Origin of the sequence: Streptococcus cristatus (genome assembly GCF_008369405.1) — a bacterium.
GTDB lineage: Bacteria > Bacillota > Bacilli > Lactobacillales > Streptococcaceae > Streptococcus > Streptococcus cristatus_G.
The window spans coordinates 233360-259017 of sequence record NZ_VSJJ01000001.1; the positions used below are offsets into that span (position 1 = coordinate 233360).

The window sequence follows — 25658 nt, forward strand, 5'->3', positions numbered from 1 at the left end:
CTTACTGGACCTCCGGTAGTTTGCGGACGTCTACGAAGTGCCCGGCAATAGCTGCCGCTGCTGCCATGGCAGGACTGCAAAGATGGGTCTTAGCGCCAAATCCCTGACGATCCTCAAAGTTCCGATTACTGGTCGATGCACAATGAACACCGTCCGGCACCTTATCTGGATTCATTCCCAGACACATAGAGCAGCCCGGATCGCGCCACTCAAAGCCCGCTTCCATAAAAATCTTATCCAGCCCCATCTTTTCAGCAGCCCGCTTGACCGGACGAGAGCCTGGTACGACGATAGCTGTCAGATTGGGAGCGATATGCTTGCCAGCGACAAACTTAGCTGCCAACTGCAAATCGCTGAGTCTGGCATTGGTACAGGAGCCGATAAAAATATAACCTAGATCAATATCTTCTGCTTTCTTACCTGGGGAGAGGTCCATGTAATTGTATGCCCGCTCGTCGTTCATATCACGGATTTCTGGGAAAGCCGCGCCGAACTCAACTCCCATGGAAGGATTGGTCCCCCAAGTCACCATAGGTGCCAGCTCGGAGACATCAATCTCAATGACCTTATCATAGACAGCATCAGGATCACTGACCAGAGTCTTCCAATCAGCTACCGCCGCCTCAAAATCCTTGGGAGCGCCCGGCCGCCCTTTAACGTAATCGTAGGTCTTCTGATCGGGGTTCATAATGCCCATCTTAGAGCCAAACTCTATGGACATATTGCAGATGGTCATACGCTCTTCCATGGTCAGATGGTCAATCGCATCACCTGCATACTCAACCACATGACCGACACCTGCAGCCACACCATATCGGGCAATCAGAGCTAAGATAAAGTCTTTAGAATAGACGCCTTTCGGTGGCACCCCGGTAAATTGGACCAACATTTTCTTAGGCTTGACCTGCCAAATGGACTGCGTGGCAAAAACGTGCTCCACCTCCGAAGTACCGATTCCAAAAGCAATAGCTCCAAAAGCTCCGTGAGTGGCCGTGTGACTGTCACCGCAGACGATAAATTTGCCTGGCTGAGTCTTGCCCGTTTCGGGTCCAACCATATGGACAATCCCCTGCAGTTCCGATCCGTGAGCTGCATGCTCAATACCAAAATCCTTGACATTCTCAGAAAGTTTATCAATCTGAGCCTTGGAAATTACATCCCGAATATCATAGATATTGACCGTAGGAACATTATGGTCAAAGGTTCCAAAGGTCAAATCCGGCCGTCTAACCTTGCGCCCTGCATCTCGAAGACCTTGAAAAGCCTGAGGGCTAGTTACTTCATGAATATAATGCTGATCCACATACATCAGCTGGGGCTGGCCTTCTTGGCCTGTTATGACATGTCTTTCCCAAAGCTTATCAAAAATTGATTTTCCAGCCATACTAGATTCTCCATATGTAATACAAAATTCCAATTACCACTATTACTCCGCACATCCAAGCCAACCAGAAATACCATTTTCTGGTCTTGTGGTGAAAGAGGCGACCGCCTAATAAAGCGCCCAAACCTCCCGCTGCCAAAGCTGACAGCAGCAAGGTCTTCTCTGGAATGCGGTAGTGATTTTTCTTAGCCTTTCGCTTATCCCAGCCATAAAGCAGGAAAACGATAAGGTTCCATAGCAGGCAAATACCTGTTAATATCCATTTCATAAGTTATTGATAATGGCCTCCGTCATTTGAGCTGTTCCTGCCTGACCGCCCAGATCTCGGGTTAAGACACCCTGACCCAAAGTCTTCTCAACCGCTGCTTCAATCGCTTCTGCAGCTTCAAGCTCCGCAAAGCTATCCCCCAGCATCATAGCTACAGAAAGGATCATGCTGATAGGATTGGCAATACCCTGCCCCGCAATATCGGGAGCCGAACCATGGATGGGCTCATAAAGACTTGGCCCAGCAGCCGAATGACTGGCCGATGGCATAACTCCCAGCGTCCCTGACAAGACACTGGACTCGTCTGAGAGAATATCCCCGAAGAGATTTTCCGTTACTACGACATCAAACTTAGCAGGATTGGTAATCATGAGCATAGCTGCGCTGTCCACCAATTGGTGCTCTAAGGTCACATCTGGATAATCCTTGGCCACCTCATCCGCTACTCTGCGCCAGAGTTTGGATGTCGCTAGCACATTTTGCTTGTCAATACTGGTCACGCGCTTTCTGCGACCACGCGCAATATCAAAGGACTTACGGACAATCCGCTCCACCTCTTCATAACTGTAGTCGTTGATATCACGCGCAGATTTATCCTTCAAAATATGCTCACCAAAGTAAATCCCACCTGTCAACTCGCGCACGACCACGAAGTCCACACCAGCAATTCTTTCAGCTTTCAAAGGCGACAAATGCTTAAGGGCATCGAAAATCTTAACCGGACGGATATTGGCATAGAGCTTAAGTTCCTTGCGCAGAGCTAGCAAACCTTGCTCAGGCCGAACCGGTGCATTATCATACTGGGGGCTGCCGATAGCTGCCAAGAGAATAGCATCCGCCTCCTTGGCTGCTGCCAACGTTGACTGAGGCAGAGGATGACCTTCCGCATCAATCCCAGCACCTCCAAAAGCCTTCTCCGTGATATGATAAGCAAAGCCGAACTTGTCCGCAACAGCAGCCAAAACTTGGAGACCGGCTTCCATGATTTCTGGGCCGATACCGTCACCCGCCAGAGCTACAATTTCTTTTGTCATAGTCGCTTCCTTCTAATTATTTGCCGGCAGATCGCGGTAGGATACCTGGTGGCCGATTTCACCAGCATTTTCCTTTTGCACAAAGGTATTGGCATGGATATAGGCAATGGCGCTGGCCTTAAGAACATCAAAGTCTATACCAGAGGAGTTGAAAATCGTATCTGTGTCCGTATTTTCAACGGCTACCAAAACGCGAGCCTGGGAGTCGATACCATCCGTCACCGCTTCAATATTATAAGACAAAAGCTGAACAGACTGGTTAAAGAATTGGTCGATGGCATTAAAGATAGCTTCGACACTTCCTTTACCTTCCGCCACACAGCTGACCGTCTCGCCGTCCCCATTAACCAACTGCACATCCGCTGTGATGGTATGGTCGTCGTTGGTCGTCAGCTGCAGATCATCAAAGTGGAAGCCTTCAGGATTTTCGACCGTCGTTCCGGCAATCAGAGCCCGAATGTCAGCATCTGTAACTTCATTTTTCTTATCAGCCAAGACCTTAAACTTAGCAAAGAGATCATCGATTTCAGATTCTTCAAAGTCCAGAGACAGCTCTTTGAGCTTTTCAACAAAGGCGTGGCGACCAGACAGCTTGCCAAGCGGAAGTGAATTGCTCTTGACACCAACCAGCTCAGGTGTGATGATTTCATAGGTCAGTGGATTCTTAAGGACACCATCCTGATGGATACCGGACTCATGAGAGAAGGCATTGCCACCAACGACTGCCTTGTTCTTAGGCACCGGAATACCCGAGAAGCGGGATACCAGCTCAGAAGTGTTGATGGTTTCATTAAGGACAATATCCGTTTCAACTTGATAATAGTCCTTGCGAATTTCTAAAGCGACTGCTACTTCTTCCAGAGCAGCATTACCAGCACGCTCGCCAATACCGTTGATCGTGCCTTCCACCCGCCTAGCTCCGTATTTGACCGCAGACAGGCTGTTTGCTACTGCCATTCCCAAATCATCGTGGCAGTGAGGACTGTAGATAATCTCACGATCCGTTTGGACATTGTCAATCAGATACTTGAAGATATTGCCAAACTCTTCCGGAGTGGTAAAACCAACCGTATCTGGAATATTGATGTAGCTAGCGCCCGCATCAACTGCTGTCTGGACAACTTGAAGGAGGAAGTCCAGCTCTGTTCGTGTCGCGTCCTCGGGTGAAAACTCAACAATCTCAAACTTAGAACGAGCATAGAAAACATGCTCCTTAATGGCTTCTAAAATCTCTTCCTTAGACTTTTTCAGCTTGAACTCTCTGTGAATGGGACTGGTCGCAATGAAAACATGGACTTGTGGATACTTGGCATCCTTGAGCGCCTCGTAGCAGGCATCAATATCAGATTTAACCGAACGCGCCAGACCAGTCACAGAAGCCCTAGTAATGACTTTGGCAATCTCCTGCACCGCCGCAAATGAATCTGGACTAGCAGCTGGAAAACCAGCCTCAATGGCGGAAATTCCCCATTTTTCTAGTTGCTTGGCAATGGCTACCTTTTCCTTAATAGAAAAATTCACTCCCGGTGTCTGCTCACCATCCCGAAGACTGGTATCTAGAAACTCAACTTTTTGCATAGACTTTCCTCTTTCTTTATCGTTTAAAACAGCTATAAAAATCAATGAGAGATACAACTATGAAATGAACTTTTAGTTCGCTTTTCTCAGTATATCCTAGCAAAGATTTTCGTGAAGAATAAAATAAAAACATCTCGCTGGAAGCCAAGCGAGATGTTGATTTACTCCCGCTTGGTAAGCCAAACAGGACTAATGCTTTCGCACTAGCCCGAGTAACGCAACAACAAAGCAAAGTTTGAAAATTGAGTTGACTTCATGTTTGACTGACTCCTTCTGAAATGTTATTGATTAGTATTTTAGCACAGTATCATTCAGCTGTCAACAGATAATTCGTTATTTTCTGAAAATTTTTAATATACTGGATTTCACTGTAGATTTATTTATATTCTTCATCCAGCTTTGTATGAAGGTCTATCTTCTCCTTTTCTTCTGCAAATATCACTTTCCCTTGTTCATATTTCCTAACGGATAACAGCCAGCGGATAGGATTATTTTGGAATAAGAGCAAGTAAGAAACAGCAGGAAAGAGGCCTGCTAAAAGCGTGAAAAAGATTTGTATATCAAATGTCTCTTGCTTATTGAATGAGTCAATAATACTTGGGATAGTAGCGACAAATATTACTATAGTAGTCATAAAAACTAATAACATGACAATCATAAAAATAAACATCTTCCCAAATGTTGCTTTTTTCTTACTGAAATTTTCCCAAAGCAGATTTGAATAAACGGCTTTCGCAAACTGTTGAGAACTTGCCCCTTGAACCTGTTTCACCTCTTTATACAAGGCCTCTTCCATCATCCATATAAAGCCAAAACAGACAAAGAACTGGGCAACGATATAAGGCGGAACCATCCAGCTGCTGTATCGAAAACCTGAAAATGCAGGTATAGCTACTAATCCTCCAATAATACCCAAAAAAACAAAAGCAAACATCAAAGGAATGATAGCCTTATTGGTCTCCCTAGCCCCTTCTGTATTTAACAAGGCGCTCTTATTTGCTACAAGAGCTTCTCTCGTTCGCGTGTTATAGTAAACGGCCTTATCACCGCTCTGTCCGATAAAAATTATTTTTCTCATATTCAATCACCACGATTTCCAATCATCACAATAGTCAGATAATCCAGTTTTTCGTGTCTAAACCCATCATAGGTCGTCGATAAGATATTACCAACTACTTATCCCAATGGTAATAGTGTCTCACTCATGTTTCTTCTCCTTATCTTCTACAAATATCACTTTCCCTTGTTCATACTTCCGCACGGCTAACAACCAGCGGATGGGGTTGTTTTGGAAAAGAGAAATTACAACCACAGCTGGAAGCACCCCTGCCACTGGTGAAAATAATAATGAAAGATCAAACCACTCATGTTCATAATAAGGAATAAGCATTCCTGGTATTCCAAATAGACTTACAATTCCTGAACAAAACAGAAGAACCAAGATAATAAACAAGAAAAAGAAAATTTTACCTAATGTTGCTTTCTTGTCGGAAAACCCTTCCCAAATTAAACTGCTATTCACTGCAGCTTTAAATTGTTCCTCGTTTGCCAAAACTGTGGATCGAACATTTTTATACAAGGCATTTTCCAACATATAAATACTGCCAACAAAAACTAAAAATATGGCTAGTAAAATGATTGGAATCATCCTCTCGTTTAATCTAAATGGACTAGTAAAAGAAAAAATCGCAACTCCAGTACCTCCACCAAATAATGCAAAAAGCAAAATCAAAGGAATAATGGCTCTATTAGACATCCTTGCTCCTTCTGTATTTAAAAGATCACTCTTACTGGCTACCAAAGCCTCTTTTGTCCTCGTATTATAGTAGACAGCCTCATCGCCGCTCTGTCCAATAAAAATTATTTTTCTCATATTCAATCACTACATTTTTCAATCATCATAATAGAATGTTATTTTTCTCGTATGATAATCTCACTTTGTTTTCTCTTCTATTTCAAATTCTACAATCTGATTGTTTTCGTTAATAACAATCCCATTATAAAATAAAATGATATAAAGTATAATTGGTATAATCAAAAACAGTCTCAACTGAACAAAATAGGAAAATAAAAATATTGGAAAAATAAAAACAAGAAATAAAAATGCATAAGCAACTATTTTTATAAAAACCGCTTTCATAATCACCAAAAACCAATCCCTTCTTTCACTGTTTTTAATGACGTCAACGACCTAACTTTTCCAGTGTAGCGTAAATCCGCATTTCGTTCTCTAAGAAAATTTTTAAGTTTAATTTTCCTATACCAGGACACCAAGAAAAATGAAATTAATAAAACAAGAACTAAGATCAATAGATTTATACTACCTTGAACTAAACTTGCTACATGATTTGTCGGACCTAACCATAACTCAAATGGAGTCAGCCAACGGACAAATGCTGATAACATAATTGCTATTCCTAAATTAGTCAATCGCTTAGTGCTATTCAGTCCTCGATCAGCAATATGATTATATAATGAATATTCTGTTTGATAAATTTTAAAAAATCTCTTAGAAGACAGACTGTAATTTCTTTGCACAAGATATTCTTGACCTAAATCTGTCATAATCAGATACCAACCTTTTTGCACCACCTTATCATTCAATGTGATATTAAAAACTTGGCCTTTAACTCTGTACATATTTACCATAAAAATAATCCTTTGACACCATTAACCATATTATTCCAACCAGAAACAACAGCTTTCCCAACATTATCTTCAAATTTTATCACCTCTGGGAAAGTCTCCCTCGCCTATTCATTTGCATATATAATGATTATCTTGAGAAATACTGTATCCAATATTCGTACAAAACCAAGGGCTGCCCACACGCCAATAGCTGTATAGAGTCGTTTCACGCTACGAGAAAAAAGAGTGCGTTTAAGCTGAAACTACTGTTGGCTATGAATATTTTCAGACCTGCTACGCTAGTATTTTTAAGTACATAGAAGGATTTTATAATTCGAGCAGGCGTCACAGCAAGCTGAACTATCTTTGTCCAAACGACTTTAAAAAAACAAATTGTATAGTCAGTTTAAACTCCTTCTTCATCCCTTAGCCATTTTTTATTCTTATCCAATAATTACTTGCCGGGCGCATGAAAAACATATTCCCTATAAATAACCAAAATGTCAAAAATATTAACAATCCAATATGACCAATATAATTATCCATTATGTTCGTTAAAAAAGCGGCAATAATCATTACTGTAAACAACACTGACATAATATACGCAAAAATACTAAAAAGCAATTCTTTAACAAAGCGAGGATAAACGTAAATCTTGTGATAGCCACTATTTTTTAATCCACTAGGGACTTCATAAGCCACTGTAAGCCATAAACGCAAACCAAAAACCAATAATACAATTATAATAGCCAAAAAATTGCTAATTCTACTTGAATCAAATTTCAAAAATTGATTAATATCAAATACTCTTGATAGAAGCATGGCACCTACGCCAGTTCCTAAGCTATAGCCCAGACCATGTTTTTCAAAGGCCTCTTTTAACCGAGCATTCTTCTCCTCTGATTGGGACAATTGCTCATATTCTTCCTTACTCATCTCGTAACATCTGTGAGGCACAAAGTAAATCAACAAAGGTAAGAAGTAGACAATCAAAAAAGGACGTTCTACATCAAGAAGATAATATCTATCCTCTGTTTTTAGTATACGATATCGAAGGTTTTTTCTAGCCAAGGGCTCCATTTCAGCCTTTTTGAACATTTATATAATACCTTTTTAATAATTTACTAATCAGGCTTCTTCTTTCCTAAGCCATTTCGTCTCTATCTTCGTACATACTGAATCAAGCGGAACATCATGAAAGCAAAAAGAATCACTGCAACAATCCAAATCGTTCGCAAAGCGTAAAATTGGATGAGATAAGTAGAAATAATGGCTCCGGTGATGAAACTTCCTAACAAAGCAACGAAAAAGATACCTTCTTTCAGATACGGCTTTTCGCTAGTTCGGACAAAATTTCCAAAAGCTACCATCGTTTTCTTGATATTTCCTGTCATAAAAGAATTATTATAGACAATGCCATCTACTTCGCCAAAGGCTGTCGCAACGACTCCCATACAAAAAGCGATTGGAGGAACGATAAACATATTTGGCACCGTATTTGGCATAGAACCTACCAAGGTACAGATAAGCACCAAAGGCGAGATACTGGTTACCCGCCATAAAGACTGCTCGAAAATGGGGCGGAAAACAGTTATCAGGAAAATACCCAGCATGAAAGCCAGCATGGTAGCCAGTTTCACTTCAATTTCTCCAGTTTTATGGTGAATCAGCTCAACGGACAAAAAGACGACATTGCCTGTCTGTCCAGCGACCAAGGTGCCTCCACGCTCCATGAAAGTGTAAGCATCCACGAAACCTGCACAAAAGGTCAGCAGGCAGGCAAAAAACTTCGATCGGGAGTGAAATTCCCTTTTGACTAACTTTTTCATCATTGACCCAAAAAGTCCAGTGTAACACCAGACTTCCTTTCTATCCTTCTCTAGCTTCCTCCAAAATTTTTTCAATCTTGGTGGTAATCAAATCAATCGCAACTTTGTTCGAAGCGCCCTCTGGAATGATAACATCCGCATAGCGCTTGGTCGGCTCGATAAACTGATGGTACATAGGCTTGACGACACCTAGATACTGCTCGATGACGCTATCCAAACTACGTCCACGCTCCTCCATATCCCGCTTAATCCGACGAATAATCCGCACATCATCATCAGTATCGACGAAAATCTTGATGTCCATCAAATCGCGGAGACGTTGGTCTTCCAAGACCAAAATCCCCTCTACAATGAAGACATCCTGCGGTTCTTGACGATAGGTTTTATTACTGCGCGTGTGCTCCGTATAGTCATAGGTCGGGATGTCCACTGGACGGCCAGCCAAAAGCTCCTTAATTTGCTCAATCATGAGGTCTGTATCAAAAGCAAAAGGATGGTCATAGTTAGTCTTGACCCGCTCCTCAAAGGTCAAATGCGACTGATCCTTGTAGTAAGAATCATGCTCAATCATGGAAATCTTTTCGTTTGGAAAATTATCTAAAATCGCCCGAGAAACACTGGTTTTTCCCCCACCAGAGCCACCTGTAACACCAATAATAATAGGTCTGTTTTGCATTGTTTTCTCCATTACTTGTTATCTTATCTATTTTACCTCAATTCATGATATAATGAAAGGGTGAATCAAGAAAAATTCAGGAAAATCATTTTAAAGGAGAAAGTATGTTACGACTCGGTATCATTGGCACGGGATTTATTTCCCATGAGTTTATCAAAGCAGCCCGACTAAGCGGTGAGTATGAGTTAGCAGCTGTCTATTCGCGGACACTTAGTGCAGCGGAGCGTTTTGCAGAAGCCTATGAAAATGTCGCCCTCTACACAGATATGATTAAATTCTTATCTACCGACCTAGATGTGGTATATATCGCTAGTCCCAATAGCCTCCACTTCAACCATGCCAAGGTAGCTATTCTGGCTCGAAAACATGTCATTGTTGAAAAGCCGTCTGTATCAAGGCCTGAAGAATGGCAAGAATTGGTCAAGCTGGCAGCTGAGCATCAGGTTTATATCTTTGAGGCAGCTAGAAACTACCACGAAGCAGCTTTTGCAGTCATTCAGGACTTCCTAAAAGACAAGAAAATCTGGGGAGCCAACTTCACCTATGCCAAATACTCCTCCAAGATGGGAGCCCTGCTGAGTGGACAAGAACCCAATGTTTTTTCTGCTAAATTTTCAGGCGGTGCTCTGATGGACCTGGGGGTCTATACGATTTATGCTGCTGTCCGGCTTTTTGACGCTCCACAAAGCGTCTGCTACACAGCTCAGCAACTGCCAAATAGTGTTGATCTCAACGGTTCAGGCAGTCTGATTTATCCTGATTTCCAGGTTCGTATCCAAGCTGGAAAAAACATTCATAGCCAGCTGCCAGCTGAAATCTATACGGACCAAGGCACTCTGACCTTAGACGGTATCGAGTTCATCCGCTCTGCTATTTTCCAAAAGTTCAATGGAGAGACGGAAAGTCTAGCTATCCGCCAAGCAGAGTACCAAATGTTGGAAGAGGCTCAGGCTTTTGCTCAGGTGCTTAAAGGTGGCCAAGAAGAGCTTTATAGCGACTATCTGCAGGCTGCTGCTACCGTGCATGAGTGCTTGTTTGCCATGAGAAAAGATGCTGGCATTAGATTTGAGGTTGACCATGATTAAAGAAATATTTCCAACAGTTTGGCAGGAACAGCTAAATCAGCTCGGTTTTGCTGAACTGACTGCTATCCAAGAAAAAATATTCCAGCCCATTTCTCAGGGACAGACAATGCTAGGCATCAGTCCGACCGGTACGGGCAAGACATTAGCTTATCTCTTTCCTAGCTTATTGAAATTGAAGCCTAAAAAAGCGCAGCAGCTTTTGATTTTAGCTCCAAATACAGAGCTAGCGGGACAGATTTTTGATGTTTGTAAGTCTTGGGCGGAGCCCTTAGGCTTGAGCAGTCAACTCTTCCTCTCTGGTAATAGCCAGAAAAGGCAAATTGAGCGACTCAAGAAAGGGCCTGAGATACTGATTGGAACACCGGGTCGGATTTTTGAGCTCATCAAGCTCAAGAAAATCAAGATGATGAATGTCGACACTATTATCCTAGACGAATTTGACCAGCTTCTCAGTGATTCCCAGTATGCATTTGTTGATAAGATTCTGCATTATGCACCGCGTGACCACCAGCTGATTTACATGAGTGCTACGGCTAAGTTCGATCAAGATAAGATTGCCGAAAACACTCTGCGCATCAGCATTGACGACCAGACTTTGGACAATATCCAGCACTTCTATATGCAGGTGGAGAAACGTGACAAGGTCGAACTCTTACGCAAGCTGTCCAATGTAGAAGAATTTCGTGGACTAGTTTTTTTCAACAGCTTGTCAGATTTGGGCAGCGCCGAAGAAAAGCTTCAGTACCGAGGAGCTAGTGCGGTCTCTCTAGCCAGCGATGTTAATGTAAAATTCCGCAAGGTCATTCTTGAGAAATTTAAAGATTACGATATCACGCTCTTACTGGCGACGGACTTGATTGCTCGTGGCATTGATATTGATGCTTTAGAATGCGTAGTTAACTACGAAGTGCCGCGCGATCTGGAAACCTACACCCACCGTTCTGGCCGAACAGGTCGCATGGGCAAGGAAGGCTATGTCATCACCTTCATCAGTCACCCAGAAGAACTAAAAGCTCTTAAAAAATATGCCTCTGTCCGAGAAATCATCTTGAAAAAACAAGAACTGTATGTTCAGCCTTGAGTGAAAATCACAGTAAACGATAGTTTTATCTGATGATAGTAAAGCAAAAAGCATTGGAAATCTTGCATTTCCAATGCTTTTCTTAATTTCGGCTATAGTAAATCTGATGCGGCTGGAGCTGATTATCCAGCAGTTCATCAACTGTCACCAGGGTATAGCCGTTATTCTTCAGATAGTCAAGAACGCTTGGCAGAGCATCGATAGTCGTCTGATGAATATCATGCATGAGAATAATAGATCCCGGCTGGGTCTTCACGATCTCCTGCATAATAGCCTTTGTATTGTGTGTTTTCCAATCGAGACTGTCCACGCTCCACATGATAAAGGACTGATCAACAGCATTTTGAATCGTAGAGTTGATGGCTCCATAAGGCGGTCTTGTGATCATAGGCCGAATACCAGTCGCCTTATAAATGGCTTCCTGAGTATCTAAGATCTCCTTTTGGGATTGATTCAGAGGTAACTTGGTCAAATCCGGATGGCTCCATGTATGGATGCCGAGCTGATGGCCTTCATCAAGAACACGTTTCGCCAGTTCTGGATTGGCAGCAACGTTTTGCCCTATCATAAAGAAGGTCGCTTTAGCATTGTAGCGTTTCAGAATTTCCAAGGCCTGAGGAGTCGTTTTACTGTCGGGACCGTCATCAAAGGTCAGGGCAACCATTTTCTCATGCCGCTTGGTTTCGTACTGCTGGTAAGCCTCCAAATCAGCTCCCTGCAAATATTCCGGACGGATTAGATCATAAAAACTAGACAGAGGTACTGTCACACTCGACACACCGTTGATTTCTTTAGGCAGACGAATGGAAAATAAACTATCCTCGTAATGGAAGTTCCACTGGCTCAACTCTATTTCTCGGAGAGCATTTAAGACTGCTGTTTGCTGACTTTCCTCCACCTGTCTAAAGGTTAGCTGACTGGTCAACTCCTTCAGGAAAATTTCCTTGGCAGCTTCTGGATTTTGAAACAGCTTGTCCAAAGTAACGGCTGCACCTTCTTGATTGATATAGGTCGAGGCTACTTCTCTTGCTTCCTCAGACTTGATGTCTCTTTTCGAGATACTGTAATCTTTTCGCTGGATGACGACTTCCTTGGTATTGGCCAGACTAGTAGACTTTTCTTCCGTGTAGTAAAAGGTCAAAGCAGTCAAATTTTCCTTCTGCTTTTTGTCATCTGAAATGCTCTGACTGTCCTGCAACATTTTATCTTTGACACTTTGAAGCGGCTGCCCATTCATAAGAGGATAAAAAGCTGCCACATAATGGCTGCCAATCCTACCAGCCTGCTTTTCGGCATTATCAGCATGCTCTTGCTCTTCCTTGGCAATCACTTCCGCGACCTTTTGCTGGAAATCCCTTTCCTGAAACATTTCATGGATTCGCAGTCCACCAAAAATAAGAAGTCCTAAAAGAAGCAGATTCAGAAGACTGAGAATCAGTCTATACTTTCGTCTACGCTTCTTTCTATGTTGTCTTTTCATCTATTAACCCCTAAGATATTGTCCTAAAATGATTCTAATGTTAAAAAACTTGTATCTTACAAGTGCTAAAATACAAGTTTAATTATTTTTAAAGACTTTTTTCTCGAATCACTTCGACCTTATAGCCATCAGGATCTTTGATGAAATAATAATTCGGTAGATTTCCAGGCAGCCCTTTTGGCTCGGTCACTTCGTAGCCCTTGGCAGCATGCTCAGCGTGCAAGCCTTCCAAATCAGGCGTGCTAAGAGCGATATGAGCAAAGCCATCACCGATTACATAAGGTCCATGGTCGTAATTATAAGTCAATTCAAGCTCATAATCATCGCCCTCCAAACCAAGATAAACAATGGTAAAAGCATGCTCTGGAAAGTCCTTGCGGCGCAATTCCTTAAAACCAAATGCTTCTTCATAAAAGGCAATCGAAGCCTCTAAATTTTCCACTCGTAAACAAGTATGCAACATTTTTGATGTCATAGTTGTACCTCTTTTATTTCTTTCTTTTATTATACCGTAAAAGCAGTCAAATTTGAAATAATATGAAAAATTTTTCAGCTTTTGCTGATACGTTTTCTAATATCTGACTTAAGCGGTAGTTTGATTTCAAAGATAGTTCCACGTGGCTTGTTGTCTTTGACTGAGATGGTTCCTCTCAGAGCGTCTACTATTTGTTTCGCCAAGGATAGGCCCAGTCCAAAACCACCCTTTTGCCGAGTCCTAGCCTTGTCCACCCGATAAAAACGATCGAAGACTTTTTTCTTGTCGTCGCCCGCAATTCCTGGGCCATTGTCAGAGATCCGCAAGGTCAAGCTCCGATCATTGGCGGAAGCCACGAAATAGATCTCTCCATCTTCTTCTGTGTATTTGATAGCATTATCAAAAAGGATGGTCATGACCTGCTTGAGCAAGACCTTATCTGTCGTGATTGATTTTGAAACCAGATTTTTGAAATCAAAGACCTTATCGCTCTCCTCCGCGATAATAGCATAGTTAGAAAAAGCTGTCGTGAAGAAGTCTGGCGTGACTTCACCGTATTCTGGCTTTATGCCGTCATCTCGCCTTGCTAGATTGAGTAAGTTGGTCGTGAGTAGACGCATATTTCGCACTTCCTCTAAACTGGACGCGATACTCTCACTAGACTCCATAATCGTAGCCTCGGGCTTACGGAAAAGAGATTCCAGTCTATTTTGCAGCACAGCTAGAGGCGTCCGCAATTCGTGGCTAGCATTTTCAACAAAGGACTTCTGCTTTTGCATGCTGTCCAAGAGAGGTTTGACACTCATCCGCGCCAGATAGATACTAGCAATCAAGGAAATACCCCAGAAGCTAATCATGACAATCGCAATCAGCTTTTCATGCTTTTCGCTAGTCTGCTCCAGCTGGCTGATACTGGTCATGACAACCGCGTATTTGACATTTTCAATTTCATCATCTGGATCAATGTCAAACATATAGGCCCGATAACTCTCGACCTGTCCATAGCTATTGGTCAGCTGAATTTGTTTAATCTGATTAAGAAATCGTTTATTAAATTTAATCGCATCAAAGTTTAAAAAGCTATTTTTTGCCGATACATTCTGATAATCATCATTCAAAAGAATAGCTGAGGTATTGGCACTGACATTGACCCTACCCGGTTCCTCAATCTTGATATTGGAAGCCTGCTCATGCTCTGAATCCTTGTTCTCTGGCTCTTGGTATTGCCGCCCCGTCGTCCGATAGGCTAGATTGGCTACCCAAGCGGGATTTTGACTGAGACTTTTGAGATTATCATCAACGGTCGTGTAAAGGCTAGAGCGCATGACTTGGATAATAATGAGCGTCATGGCCGAGAAAATCAGGGTGAATACACCAAAATAGCGAATGAAATAAGAAAAATCATCCGCATATAAGGCTTTTTTGAGTTTATTCAGCATTCTTTAAAATGTAACCGACACTGCGAAGGGTTTGAAGATTATTCGCAAAAGCCGTTCCTTTCAATTTTTTCCGAATCTTAGATACATAGACTTCCACCACAGAAATCGTCGTATCGCTGTCAAAGCCCCACAAACGATCGAAGATTTGAGTCTTGGGTAAAATGACATTTTGATTCTGAAGGAAGTAGACCAACAAATCAAACTCTTTACCTAGTAGCTCTACTTCTTTTCCGTCTACCAAGGTCGAATTGGTCGAAAGATTGACCGCCACATCGCCATAGGACAGGGTATTTTCATTAAACTTACCAGAGCGTTTGAGCAAGGCCTGAATCCGCATCTTCAGCTCTTCCAGATAAAAAGGCTTAGTCAGGTAATCGTCAGCACCGAGTTCAAAACCATGGCCTTTATCATCAATACTTTCCTTGGCAGTCATGATGAGGACAGGAGTGGTGACCCCTTTTCCACGCAATTCTTTAAGCACTTGGAAGCCGTCCTTTTCAGGCAACATCAAGTCCAGCAAAATCAGGTCATACACGCCACTTTCTGCCTCGTATAGTCCTTCTTCGCCATCAAAGACCTGCATAACATCTGCAAAATCATCTAAAAAATCAAATACTGAGTTTGACAGACCGAGGTCATCCTCTACTAATAGAATCTTAATCATCCTGTTCCTCCCTTTCTAGAAAAAGCTTATTCTGTGTAGTTTAAATAGAGACATAGCAAACACTTCTCATTCCATCTTCACTTATCTTTTTCTATTATATCATGACTTGTCGAAAATGCTTTAAGAATTTGTTGTTTTCGAGTTATTTTCGCTGTTCTTATCATCTTTTGTTGTGCCGTCAGCATTTGATGGCTTCTTTTTTGATTGATTTCCTTCTTGTGGTCCCCCTGGTTGACCATTTCCTTGTGGTGGCTGACCTCCACCTCCCGGACCGCCTTGACCATCTTGACCGTTTTGTCCCCCCATCTGTGGTGGCATACCATTTTCATTTCCCTGTCCCTGTCCCTGACCTTGAGGAGCTTGTCCGCCCTTTCTTGGCATCTTACCATCTTGATTGTTTTGCTGAGGCATAGTTGCCTGCACTGAACTTTGTTGCGAGCTTTTCTGTGTCAAAGCACCAATTCCATAGCCACCAATCGCTCCGACGGCTAAGGATGCACTAGCTACTGCTGTCATCCACCATTTGGTACTCTTTTTAACTACAATCATTTTTTCCATATCCATTTAAAGTTTTCCTCTTTCTACATTTTATATTTTCATGAATTTTAACATGATGAGGTAATATGATGCTTGAATACACAAGCTCACATCCCTTCACATGCTAGGATTATTATAGGGAGGCTTGCTTAAACGGGACTGAATTTTTTCTTAAAGAAGACTGAAATTATGGGATTCTAAACAAGAAAAAAGAGGCTGGGACTTTTGTCCCAGCCTCTCAATTGTCTTTGGATTGTCGAGCAAGACGCAGTGGTTGAGTGGGCTCTACTACGCTAATTTCATCAGCTTTTACAGCCCTACTCAACTGTGCGGAGGTGGGACGACGAAATCGAATTCTAACGAATTACCGATTTCTGTCACACTCTCTTTTCATTAGGCTAAACTGATGCCTTGATAGCTTTCTCAACCGCTGCTTTTTCACGAGCAATCAGGTCAACACGCGCTGCGATTTCCTTAATTCCCATGCTGATGTTACGGCTGATAGCCATATCGTCTAGCTGCGGCTCAAAGAAGGCCTTGTATTCTGCTAGCCTTTCTGCTGTCTTGAAAGCATTAGCTGGATAAATGACGAATTTATCAAAGCTCATGTCGCCACCTAGAGCAGCCTTAATCCAATCCCAATTCTCACGCGCCCAAGTCCAAGCAATAGCTTGAGTAAATTGGTGATTCAAGAGAGGGAAATACCAACTCATAGCCAAATCTTGTGGTTTTACGATATCCTTGTTTTTCAAAGATTCCAAAATACGAGCAAGTGTTTCTGCATCCTTAGTGTAAGCCAAAGCAGATGCCAATTGGCGTTTGAAGCTACCATCAACTGTCGAAACATAATCATTCAAGTATTGGTCAGCCAATTCTTTGCTCTCATCATGCTTGATCTGATTGATGAGAATATGCAAGCGAATAGCCGCAGGTAATTTCTCCAAGTCCTCTTGATGAGCAGCAAAAATACGACTTGCTTCGTGACTTGCTGCTTGATCGTCAGCTGCAATCAGACTTCCTACAACGATCTGACGAACCAGCTCATCTTCATCACTTTCGCCTTCTTTTGCTTCAAATCCTAGACGATCAAAGTTGAATTTGCTAAGTTTTACAACCAATTCATGGTATGCTTTCTCGCACTCGCTTCCTTCGTCTACAAACAGCTTAAGACCATTCAAAACGGCTTTAACTCCTGAGACAACCAAATAGGAGGTTTCTTCTGTCAGTTTTTCAATAACTGGAACCAAATCAGCAAATGAAATGCTGCCTGCTTCAGCCAAGAGACGGCGCTCTTGGACCACTTGAAGCTTGCTGGTGCTATCCAATTCTGTAATGGTATCTAAAATCTGCTCAAGCAAGACACCTTGATAGTCCGTGATATAGTGGGCCGTATTTTCCGTATTGAAGCGCAGGGCACCTTGGTTTTGAGCAGCCAAGGCAGAATAATTTGGAATTTCCAGCGTTTCTGTTTCCAGTGTATCTGGCAAACCTTTCCAGTTGCTATTTAAAGGTAAGACCCAAGTGCGTTTCTTATCTTCGTGCTCGCCGATAAAGAATTGTTTTTGAGAGAGTTTGAGGGTATCGTTTTCTACTGTAGCTGTCAAAACAGGGTAGCCTGGCTGTTCCAGCCAAGAATCCATAAAAGCTGCTACATCACGGCCAGAAGCAACCCCCAAGGCATTCCAAAGGTCACGACCGATAGTATTTCCATACTGATGTTTAGCAAAGTAGGCATTCAAGCCTTTGGCAAAGGCCTCATCTCCCAACCAACGACGAAGCATGTGCATGAGGCGGCTTCCCTTGGCGTAAACGATAGCCGGATCAAACAAAGTATTGATTTCGTCGGGGTGCTTCACCTCTACATGGACAGACTGAACTCCGTCTGTCGCATCTCGTTTGAGCGCCAAAGGAACACCTGTGGTTTGGAAATTCTCAAAAATATTCCAGCTTGGTTCAATCGCATTAACACAGACGTATTCCATCATGTTGGCAAAGCTTTCATTGAGCCAAAGGTCATCCCACCACTTCATAGTAACCAAGTTACCAAACCATTGGTGAGCCAACTCATGAGCGATAACAAGTGCCACATCTTGACGGCTGGATACCGTAGAATTTTCATCTACTAAGAGGTAAATCTCACGGTAAGTCACCAGTCCCCAGTTTTCCATAGCACCAGATGAAAAGTCTGGCAGAGCTACGTGCAAGGACTGAGGAATCGGATATTTGACACCGTAATATTCTTCGTAAAATTCAATTGAGCGAACAGCAATGTCCAAAGCAAACTCTAAGTTGCTGGCTGGGTGAGCCTTGGTCGCGTAGACACCGACCAAAGTGCCGTTTTTAGTTTTAGCGGTGATGCCTTGCATATCCCCAGCAGCAAAGGCCAAGAGATAGGAAGACATGCGAGGCGTTCTTTCGAACTTCCAAATACCTGTCGCTTTACGGTTTTCAACATCGATTTCAGGCATATTAGACAAGGCAAGTTCGCCTTCTACTTGGTCAAATTTCAAGGCCAAATCAAAAGTCGCCTTAGCTTCTGGTTCATCCACACTTGGAAAGGCTTCACGAGCAAAATGGCTCTCAAACTGCGTAGAAATAATTTCTTTTTTCACTCCATCTACTGTATAGTAAGATGGGTAAATCCCTGTCATATTATCTGTAATCTTACCTGTATAGGTCAAGGTTACTTCCACAGGACCTGCTGCTGCCAATTCAACATAAAGAGCTTCATTGTCATTATCAAGAGTGAAGGGACGAGCTTTTCCATCTACTTCCACGACCTCAATCGTCAAATCCTTTTGGTGTAAGGAAATTTTCTCAGCTTTAGCTTCACCACTAATGGTAACTTTCCCTGAGAAAGTCTTATCCGCACGATTTAAATCCAAAAAGAGATCATAGTGCTCTGGAACAAAAGTATCAATAAAATGTGCAACTGCTTGCATGTTTTTCTCCTCATCTAATTGAAGGGGCTGGTATCGAACCAACCTCCATTCAAGATTCATCTCTTACTATTCTACCATATTTAGTGACTTTATACTCATTCCAACTGGACCAAAATTGATTTTTACTTTCAAACATAAAGTAATCATTTTAAAGCCACTCTGTCATGCACTTTTCTCCTCCCAAAACACAAAAAGACAAGCTTAGCCTGTCTCTTTAACATATATTATAATTCGATAATTTTACCCGTTTCAAAGTAAACGACCCACTCGCAGATGTTTTTAGCATAATCGCCGATACGTTCCAAGAAAGAAATAACCTGGAAGTAATCACGGCCTGTAACGATAGCTTCAGGATTTTTCTTGATTTCTTCCGTTGCCAGTTCACGAATGCTATCAAAGTAATGATTGATTTTTTCATCCAGAGCTGCTACTTCATAGGCTTGATCCACAGAGGCACTCAGATAAAGATCTAGAGCTGCTTCGACGAAGTTTTTCACGTCACGCCCCATCTTTTTGATTTCTTCTTCAACGGCAGGGATACGTTGCTCTCCCTTCATGCGAATAGTTGCTTTCGCAATTGACACCGCGTGATCTCCCATGCGTTCCAAGTCGGATACGGCCTTGAGAACTGTCAAGACAGTACGAAGGTCTTGCGAAACAGGTTGCTGGAGGGCAATCATTTCAAATGATTTCTTTTCTAGTTTCACTTCATATTCATTTATCTCTGCATCTTCCTCGATAACTTCTTTTGCCAAATCACGGTCATGAGTGACAAAGGCACGCACTGTACGATTGATTTGTGAGAGCACTTCTTGTCCCATGGCGTAGAACTGGTTGTGCAATTTCTCTAAATCTTCTTCAAATTGAGATCGTAACATCTTTCAACTCCTTATCCAAATTTTCCTGTAATATAATCTTCTGTTTCCTTGTTTTGTGGGTCTAGGAACATTTTCTTAGTATCGTTAAACTCGATCAAATCCCCATCTAGGAAAAATCCTGTTTTATCAGAGATACGAGAGGCCTGTTGCATCGAACGCGTTACCAAGAGCATGGTGTATTTATCTTTCAGACCATACAAGGTTTCCTCAATCTTACCAGCCGAGATAGGATCCAAAGCTGAAGTTGGTTCATCCAAGAGAATAATCTTGGGACTGGTTGCTAAGACACGAGCAACACAAACACGTTGTTGTTGTCCACCTGAGAGACCAATGGCTGAATCATGCAAGCGATCCTTGACCTCATCCCAAATAGAAGCGCGTTGCAAAGCTTTTTCCACCGCTTCATCCAAAACATGTTTATCCCTGACTCCATTGATACGTAGGCCGTAGACAACATTTTCATAGATAGACATAGGGAAAGGATTGGGCTGTTGAAAGACCATACCGATTTCCTTACGCAATTCAACCGTATCGGTACGTGGACTGTAGATATTATGGCTATTATAAATCACTGTTCCAGTTGTTGTCACCTCAGGATTTAGATCGCCCATGCGGTTGATGGCTTTGAGCAGGGTGGACTTTCCTGATCCAGAAGGACCAATCAAGGCTGTTATTTCCTTAGGTTGGAAAGAAAGGGAAACACTATTCAAAGCCTTCTTTTTATTGTAATAAACGGACAGGTCTTTAACCTGCAAAATCGGTTCTGTCATACTGCTTCCTTTCTAACCAAAGTGTCCCGTTACGTAGTCATTGGTAGACTGTAGTTTCGCATTTTGGAAAATATTGGATGTCTTATCATACTCGATCAAATCGCCCAAGTAGAAAAATCCTGTGTAGTCACTTGCACGCGCTGCCTGCTGCATACTGTGGGTAACGATGATGATGGTAAAGTCTTTCTTCAATTCCAACATAGTCTCTTCCAGCTGGGCTGTCGCAATCGGATCCAGCGCAGAAGCCGGCTCGTCCATAAGCAAGATATCTGGCTTGACCGAAATAGCTCGGGCAATACAGAGCCTTTGCTGCTGGCCGCCTGACAAGGTCAAGGCTGACTTATGAAGATCATCCTTTACTTGGTCCCAAAGCGCGGCTTGCTTGAGCGAAGTTTCAACAAGCTCATCCAAAATCTTTTTATCTTTTACACCAGCCCGTTCATGGGCAAAGGTGATGTTGCGATAAATAGACTTGGCAAATGGATTTGGACGTTGGAAGACCATTCCGATATGCTTGCGCATCTCATAGACATTGATTTCTGGACGGTTGACGTCAATCCCTTGGTAGAGGATTTGACCTGTGACCTTGGCAATATCAATGGTATCATTCATCCGATTGAGACTGCGAAGGTAGGTAGATTTCCCAGATCCGGAAGGACCAATCAAGGCCGTTATTTTATTTCTTTCAAATTGCATATCGATGCCCTTGATGGATTCATTTTTACCGTAGTAAACATGTAAATCCTTGGTAGAGAGGGCCACTTTTTCTTCAGGGAAGGTGATGATATGCTTTTCATCCCAGTTATATTTTGACATGGCTTCTCCTTTAGGCAGCGGTTAATTTCTTGTGTAAATAGCTTCCGAGTTTGCGTGCTCCAAAGTTAAAAATCAAGATAAAGATGAGGAGCACAGCAGCAGAACCTGCTGATACGATAGTAGCATCAGGAATGGTTCCTTCACTGTTGACCTTCCAGATGTGGACAGCCAAGGTTTCTGCTTGACGGAAGATTGAGATAGGACTGGTAACACTGAGGATATTCCAGTTAGACCAGTCAAGGGCTGGAGCGGATTGTCCTGCCGTATAGATAAGAGCGGCAGCCTCACCAAAGATACGGCCAGAGGCCAAGACAACACCTGTTACGATACCTGGAAGGGCTTCTGAAATGACGACATGGACCACAGTCTCCCAACGAGAAATTCCGAGGGCCAGACCAGCCTCACGTTGTGTATGGTGAACGTGTTTTAAACTGTCCTCAACATTTCGAGTCATCTGAGGGAGGTTAAAGACCGTCAAGGCCAAGGCACCTGAAATGATTGAAAATCCATACTCAAACTGGACTACAAAAATCAAGTAACCAAAGAGACCCACAACGACTGATGGTAGAGAAGACAAAATCTCAATACAGGTTCTGACAAAATTTGTCACAGGACCCTTTTTTGCATATTCAGCTAGGTAAATCCCAGCCCCCATAGACAAAGGCACAGAGATAATCAAGGTAATGACTAAAAGGAAGAAGGAATTGTAGAGCTGAATCCCAATACCACCACCAGCTTGATAGGAAGAAGATTTACCCGTCAGAAAAGACCAAGAGATATGCGGCAATCCTCTTACCAGGATATAAAGAATCAGGGAGGCAAGGATAGCAACAATGATACCAGCTATCGTGTAGAGAATACCAGTCGCCAATTTATCTAATTTCTTAGCGTGCATAGTTTTTCTTACCTCTTTCTTTTGTAATCAATTTAATGACACTGTTAAAGGCCAGACTCATCAACAGCAAGACCAGAGCCAAGGACCAGAGGACATTGTTGTCAACGGTTCCCATAACGGTATTTCCGATTCCCATAGTCAAAACGGAAGTCAGAGTCGCCGCAGGTGTTGTCAAAGAGGTTGGAATCACCGCAGAGTTACCAACGACCATCTGAATGGCCAAGGCTTCCCCAAAGGCACGCGCCATTCCAAAAACCACCGCTGTAAAGATACCTGAGCGAGCAGCCTTGAGTGTTACCCGCCAAATAGTTTGCCAGCGCGTAGCCCCCATAGCCAAACTAGCTTCACGATAGTGACGCGGCACAGCACGAAGACTGTCTGTTGTCATAAAGGTAACGGTCGGCAAAATCATGACAAAAAGTACGAAAATACCAGATAAAATCCCAAATCCGGTACCACCAAAAACAGTCCGAACAAAGGGAACCACAACCTGCAAGCCGATAAATCCGTAAACAACAGACGGAATGCCAACCAAGAGCTCGATTGCAGGCTGAAGAATCTTGGCCCCTTTAGGCGACACTTCAGTCATAAAGACAGCTGCTCCAATCGCAAATGGCGTTGCAATCAGAGCTGACAAAATTGTAACAATGAAAGACCCCAAGATCATGGGCAGAGCACCGAATTCCTTACCTGACGGATTCCAAGTGGAGCCAAATAAAAATTCAAACACATTGACTCCGTTGACAAAGAAAGTCGATAGACCTTTTTGTGCTACGAAGATTAGAATCATGGCTACAATCAGGACGATTAAAGACAGGCAGGCAAAGGTGATATATTTACCAAATTTTTCCAGACGAGAGTTTTTCGAAGGGGATAGTAATTTCTTTGCTAATTCTTCATTTCTCATTTGCTATCTCCTTTTAAGCTCGTAACATTTCCATCAGCATCTTTGCTGACCTGCATTTCCTTGATGGAAATATAGCCCATTCCTGAGACGATTCCATCCTGAACTTCATCTGACAACATGTAGTCCAAAAACTCTGCTGCCAAGCCCTGAGGCTGACCAAGAGTATACATGTGTTCGTAAGACCAGAGTGGCCAAGCATTGGTCGCAACATTCTTGGCAGTTGGCTCGTAGCCATTGAGCTTCAAAGTCTTGACAGAATCATCCACGTAAGCAAAGGCCAGATAAGAAATAGCTCCAGGAGTTTGGGAAACAATGGACTTAACCATCCCATTTGAATCCTGCTCCTGACTTTGAACGGCTGATTTACCATTCATGATGACACTGTCAAACGTTGCTCGAGAACCAGAGCTTGCCGCACGATTGATGATGGAAATTTCTAGGTTTTTCCCGCCCAGCTGCTTCCAGTTGGTCACTTCACCAGTAAAAATCTTCTGCAGTTGCTCCGCCGTTAAATTATCGACAGACACTTCTTTATTGACAATCACGGCAATTCCAGCGACTGCTACCTTGTGGTCAACAAGGGCTGAAGCATTAATCCCTTCTTTTTCCTCAGCAAACACATCTGAGTTGCCAATTTCAACCGCACCAGACTGAACCTGAGACAAGCCAGTACCTGATCCGCCACCTTGAACATTGACTGTTTTTCCAATATTTGCCGAACCAAACTCATCCGCTGCAGCTTCAACGAGCGGCTGAAGAGCTGTAGAACCAACGGCAGTCATGGACTCCCCTCGGTCAATCCAGCTGGAGCAGGCAGACAGACTGACTGCAAATAGCACTAGAACCGCTGACAAAATCAGCTTATATTTTTTCTTCACCATTTTTTTCCTCGAAATCTTGAGAATAATAGTGGAATGTCTACTTGAAAGAAACTGAAAATCCCACTATATCCACTATAACATAGAAAGAGGGCTTTGCCTAGTCTTTTGAACGAAAGCGAAGCCCTTTAGGGAAATAATTTTTCAAGGTATTTCCAGTAATTTTTGCAAAGCCCAGACCATTACCTTGGGCAAGCACTTGATACCAACCATTTGGATAGTTTTGAGAGAGTCGAACCGTCTCGCCTGCTACATATTTGCTAAAGGACTCATCATCAATCTCAAGGACTGAGACGACTTCACTAGGTCTCAAGGCTAAACCTAAGGCAAAGCTCGGTTCAAAGCGATTTTTCTTAAATTCTCCTAGATGCAGGCCATTGCGAGCAATTTTCAGCTTAGACATGTCTGGCAGTCCAGCTGGCAGTAGATACAGATTGTCACCAAAAGTATCTAAATGTCCTTCTAGCTCAATGTTTAGATGCTTTTTCTGGAAATCTTGCCAGAGTTTTCTTTGCTCAGCTGTCAATTTATTTCTAACTGCTTTAATTTTTTTAGCAGATTGACTTCCTGTAAAGCAAAATTTCGCTACAAACTGCCCTTCTCCTTTGAAACGGTGGGGATACATACGAGCTGTTTCTGGAAAATCAGTCCCCGCAACCATACCATTGATTTTGGGTATTTCAAGCAATTCCAAAGGAAAATTCTCTAAAAGCCAAGCGACAATTTCTTCATTTTCTTCTGGTGCCCAAGTGCAGGTCGAATAGACCAGCTGCCCGCCTGTTGCTAACATCTTGATAGCGTCCGCTAAAATTTCTCGCTGCAGAGGCGCACACTGAGCAGGATATTCTGGGTTCCAATACTGAGTGGCATCTGGCTGCTTGCGAAACATCCCTTCGCCAGAGCAAGGAGCATCCAGAACAATGAGGTCAAAATAGCCCTGATAAACCTTAGCCAATCTATCCGCAGATTCATTGGTGACAAGAACATTTCGCGCTCCAAACCGCTCAATGTTTTCTACCAAAATTTTACTACGTTTGGCATTGATTTCGTTAGAAACCAGCAAACCTGTATTTTCTAGATAAGAGAGTAAATGGGTAGATTTTCCGCCTGGTGCAGCCGCTAAGTCCAAAACTTTCATGCCCTTTTGCGGCGCTGCAACTTGGGCAACCATTTGGGCAGCCGGCTCCTGAGAATAAACCAGACCCGTGACGTGTTCTACCGACTTACCAGACACTTTTCCGTAATAACCCCAGTCTGTGTTCGGAATCGCATCCGCAAATTCTTTCTGAGTTTCTTTTAAAGGATTGCTTCGAAAGGCTGAAATCGGCTCTTGATCAAAAGTCGCAAAAAAAGCCTCTGCTTCCTGACCCAAGAGCTCCTCATACTTTTCCTTAAAACCTACTGGAAAGTCCAT

General features: G+C 42.8%; 25 protein-coding genes and 1 pseudogene. 3 read left to right on the top strand and 23 right to left on the bottom strand.

Annotation, left to right across the window (positions count from 1 at the left end; genetic code table 11):
• Position 1: 1 nt before the first annotated feature.
• The 7 genes from leuC to FXF62_RS01320 all read right to left on the bottom strand — a co-directional run bounded on the left by leuC (position 2) and on the right by FXF62_RS01320 (position 6913).
• Positions 2-1384 carry a 3-isopropylmalate dehydratase large subunit gene (gene leuC, locus FXF62_RS01290; protein WP_149517345.1) on the bottom strand — a complete coding sequence of 461 codons (1383 nt, stop codon included), beginning with the start codon at positions 1382-1384 and terminating at the stop codon, positions 2-4.
• A gap of 1 nt (position 1385) precedes the next feature.
• Positions 1386-1652 (bottom strand): DUF1294 domain-containing protein, encoded by a 267-nt coding sequence (locus tag FXF62_RS01295; RefSeq protein WP_149517346.1) that lies wholly within the window; start codon positions 1650-1652, stop codon positions 1386-1388.
• Positions 1649-2686, bottom strand: coding sequence for a 3-isopropylmalate dehydrogenase (gene leuB, locus FXF62_RS01300; protein ID WP_149517347.1), 1038 nt, complete (start codon positions 2684-2686; stop codon positions 1649-1651). Before leuB ends, FXF62_RS01295 begins: the two co-directional genes overlap by 4 nt.
• Positions 2687-2698: 12 nt before the next feature.
• The gene (locus tag FXF62_RS01305) at positions 2699-4264 is read right to left on the bottom strand and encodes a 2-isopropylmalate synthase (RefSeq protein ID WP_149517348.1); all 1566 of its coding nucleotides are present in this window, start codon (positions 4262-4264) and stop codon (positions 2699-2701) included.
• 376 nt (positions 4265-4640) lie between these two features.
• Positions 4641-5342 (bottom strand): hypothetical protein, encoded by a 702-nt coding sequence (locus FXF62_RS01310; protein ID WP_149517349.1) that lies wholly within the window; start codon positions 5340-5342, stop codon positions 4641-4643.
• A gap of 120 nt (positions 5343-5462) precedes the next feature.
• On the bottom strand, positions 5463-6137 hold the full coding sequence (locus FXF62_RS01315) for a hypothetical protein (protein ID WP_149517350.1): 675 nt from the start codon (positions 6135-6137) through the stop codon (positions 5463-5465).
• Between the two features lie 269 nt (positions 6138-6406).
• Positions 6407-6913, bottom strand: a complete 507-nt coding sequence (locus FXF62_RS01320; RefSeq protein ID WP_149517351.1) for a hypothetical protein — start codon at positions 6911-6913, stop codon at positions 6407-6409.
• 265 nt (positions 6914-7178) lie between these two features.
• Between FXF62_RS01320 and FXF62_RS10960 the strand changes: the two are divergent.
• A pseudogene (locus FXF62_RS10960) lies at positions 7179-7322 on the top strand (IS3 family transposase); the annotation flags it as partial.
• Here FXF62_RS10960 and FXF62_RS01325 read toward each other — a convergent pair.
• The 3 genes from FXF62_RS01325 to udk form a co-directional block, all read right to left on the bottom strand.
• The gene (locus FXF62_RS01325; protein ID WP_149517352.1) at positions 7319-7990 is read right to left on the bottom strand and encodes a DUF443 domain-containing protein; all 672 of its coding nucleotides are present in this window, start codon (positions 7988-7990) and stop codon (positions 7319-7321) included. The pseudogene FXF62_RS10960 and the gene FXF62_RS01325 overlap by 4 nt on opposite strands.
• A 62-nt stretch (positions 7991-8052) precedes the next feature.
• Positions 8053-8721 (bottom strand): YoaK family protein, encoded by a 669-nt coding sequence (locus FXF62_RS01330; protein ID WP_149517569.1) that lies wholly within the window; start codon positions 8719-8721, stop codon positions 8053-8055.
• A gap of 40 nt (positions 8722-8761) precedes the next feature.
• Positions 8762-9397, bottom strand: a complete 636-nt coding sequence (gene udk, locus FXF62_RS01335; protein WP_185758389.1) for a uridine kinase — start codon at positions 9395-9397, stop codon at positions 8762-8764.
• Positions 9398-9501: 104 nt separating this feature from the next.
• On the opposite strand from udk, the gene FXF62_RS01340 reads away from it, so the two are divergent.
• Entirely contained in the window at positions 9502-10482 is a 981-nt protein-coding gene (locus FXF62_RS01340) for a Gfo/Idh/MocA family protein (RefSeq protein ID WP_149517353.1), read from the top strand.
• On the top strand, positions 10475-11563 hold the full coding sequence (locus FXF62_RS01345; protein WP_316578644.1) for a DEAD/DEAH box helicase: 1089 nt from the start codon (positions 10475-10477) through the stop codon (positions 11561-11563). Before FXF62_RS01340 ends, FXF62_RS01345 begins: the two co-directional genes overlap by 8 nt.
• Before the next feature lie 82 nt (positions 11564-11645).
• On the opposite strand, the gene FXF62_RS01350 is transcribed toward FXF62_RS01345, so the two are convergent.
• The 13 genes from FXF62_RS01350 to FXF62_RS01415 all read right to left on the bottom strand — a co-directional run bounded on the left by FXF62_RS01350 (position 11646) and on the right by FXF62_RS01415 (position 25658).
• Positions 11646-13043, bottom strand: coding sequence for a polysaccharide deacetylase family protein (locus FXF62_RS01350; RefSeq protein ID WP_149517355.1), 1398 nt, complete (start codon positions 13041-13043; stop codon positions 11646-11648).
• A gap of 88 nt (positions 13044-13131) precedes the next feature.
• Positions 13132-13518 carry a lactoylglutathione lyase gene (gene gloA, locus FXF62_RS01355; RefSeq protein WP_149517356.1) on the bottom strand — a complete coding sequence of 129 codons (387 nt, stop codon included), beginning with the start codon at positions 13516-13518 and terminating at the stop codon, positions 13132-13134.
• A 74-nt stretch (positions 13519-13592) separates the two neighbouring features.
• Positions 13593-14957: a sensor histidine kinase gene (locus FXF62_RS01360; protein ID WP_149517357.1), complete on the bottom strand. Its 1365-nt coding sequence runs from the start codon at positions 14955-14957 to the stop codon at positions 13593-13595.
• Positions 14947-15621 (bottom strand): response regulator transcription factor, encoded by a 675-nt coding sequence (locus FXF62_RS01365; protein ID WP_149517358.1) that lies wholly within the window; start codon positions 15619-15621, stop codon positions 14947-14949. Before FXF62_RS01365 ends, FXF62_RS01360 begins: the two co-directional genes overlap by 11 nt.
• 120 nt (positions 15622-15741) lie before the next feature.
• Entirely contained in the window at positions 15742-16185 is a 444-nt protein-coding gene (locus tag FXF62_RS01370) for a hypothetical protein (RefSeq protein ID WP_149517359.1), read from the bottom strand.
• Positions 16186-16556: 371 nt separating this feature from the next.
• Positions 16557-19100 (bottom strand): M1 family metallopeptidase, encoded by a 2544-nt coding sequence (locus FXF62_RS01380; protein ID WP_149517360.1) that lies wholly within the window; start codon positions 19098-19100, stop codon positions 16557-16559.
• Positions 19101-19324: 224 nt separating this feature from the next.
• Positions 19325-19978, bottom strand: coding sequence for a phosphate signaling complex protein PhoU (gene phoU, locus FXF62_RS01385; protein WP_149517361.1), 654 nt, complete (start codon positions 19976-19978; stop codon positions 19325-19327).
• An 11-nt stretch (positions 19979-19989) separates the two neighbouring features.
• Positions 19990-20748, bottom strand: a complete 759-nt coding sequence (pstB, locus tag FXF62_RS01390) for a phosphate ABC transporter ATP-binding protein PstB (RefSeq protein ID WP_149517362.1) — start codon at positions 20746-20748, stop codon at positions 19990-19992.
• Positions 20749-20760: 12 nt separating this feature from the next.
• On the bottom strand, positions 20761-21564 hold the full coding sequence (gene pstB / locus FXF62_RS01395) for a phosphate ABC transporter ATP-binding protein PstB (RefSeq protein WP_149517363.1): 804 nt from the start codon (positions 21562-21564) through the stop codon (positions 20761-20763).
• 10 nt (positions 21565-21574) lie between these two features.
• On the bottom strand, positions 21575-22459 hold the full coding sequence (pstA, locus tag FXF62_RS01400; protein WP_149517364.1) for a phosphate ABC transporter permease PstA: 885 nt from the start codon (positions 22457-22459) through the stop codon (positions 21575-21577).
• The gene (gene pstC, locus FXF62_RS01405; RefSeq protein WP_015604880.1) at positions 22449-23366 is read right to left on the bottom strand and encodes a phosphate ABC transporter permease subunit PstC; all 918 of its coding nucleotides are present in this window, start codon (positions 23364-23366) and stop codon (positions 22449-22451) included. Before pstC ends, pstA begins: the two co-directional genes overlap by 11 nt.
• Complete coding sequence (locus FXF62_RS01410; protein ID WP_149517365.1) at positions 23363-24247, bottom strand: phosphate ABC transporter substrate-binding protein PstS family protein; 885 nt, start codon at positions 24245-24247, stop codon at positions 23363-23365. The genes pstC and FXF62_RS01410 overlap by 4 nt, the downstream gene beginning before the upstream one ends.
• A gap of 97 nt (positions 24248-24344) precedes the next feature.
• Positions 24345-25658 carry an RsmF rRNA methyltransferase first C-terminal domain-containing protein gene (locus FXF62_RS01415; protein ID WP_149517366.1) on the bottom strand — a complete coding sequence of 438 codons (1314 nt, stop codon included), beginning with the start codon at positions 25656-25658 and terminating at the stop codon, positions 24345-24347.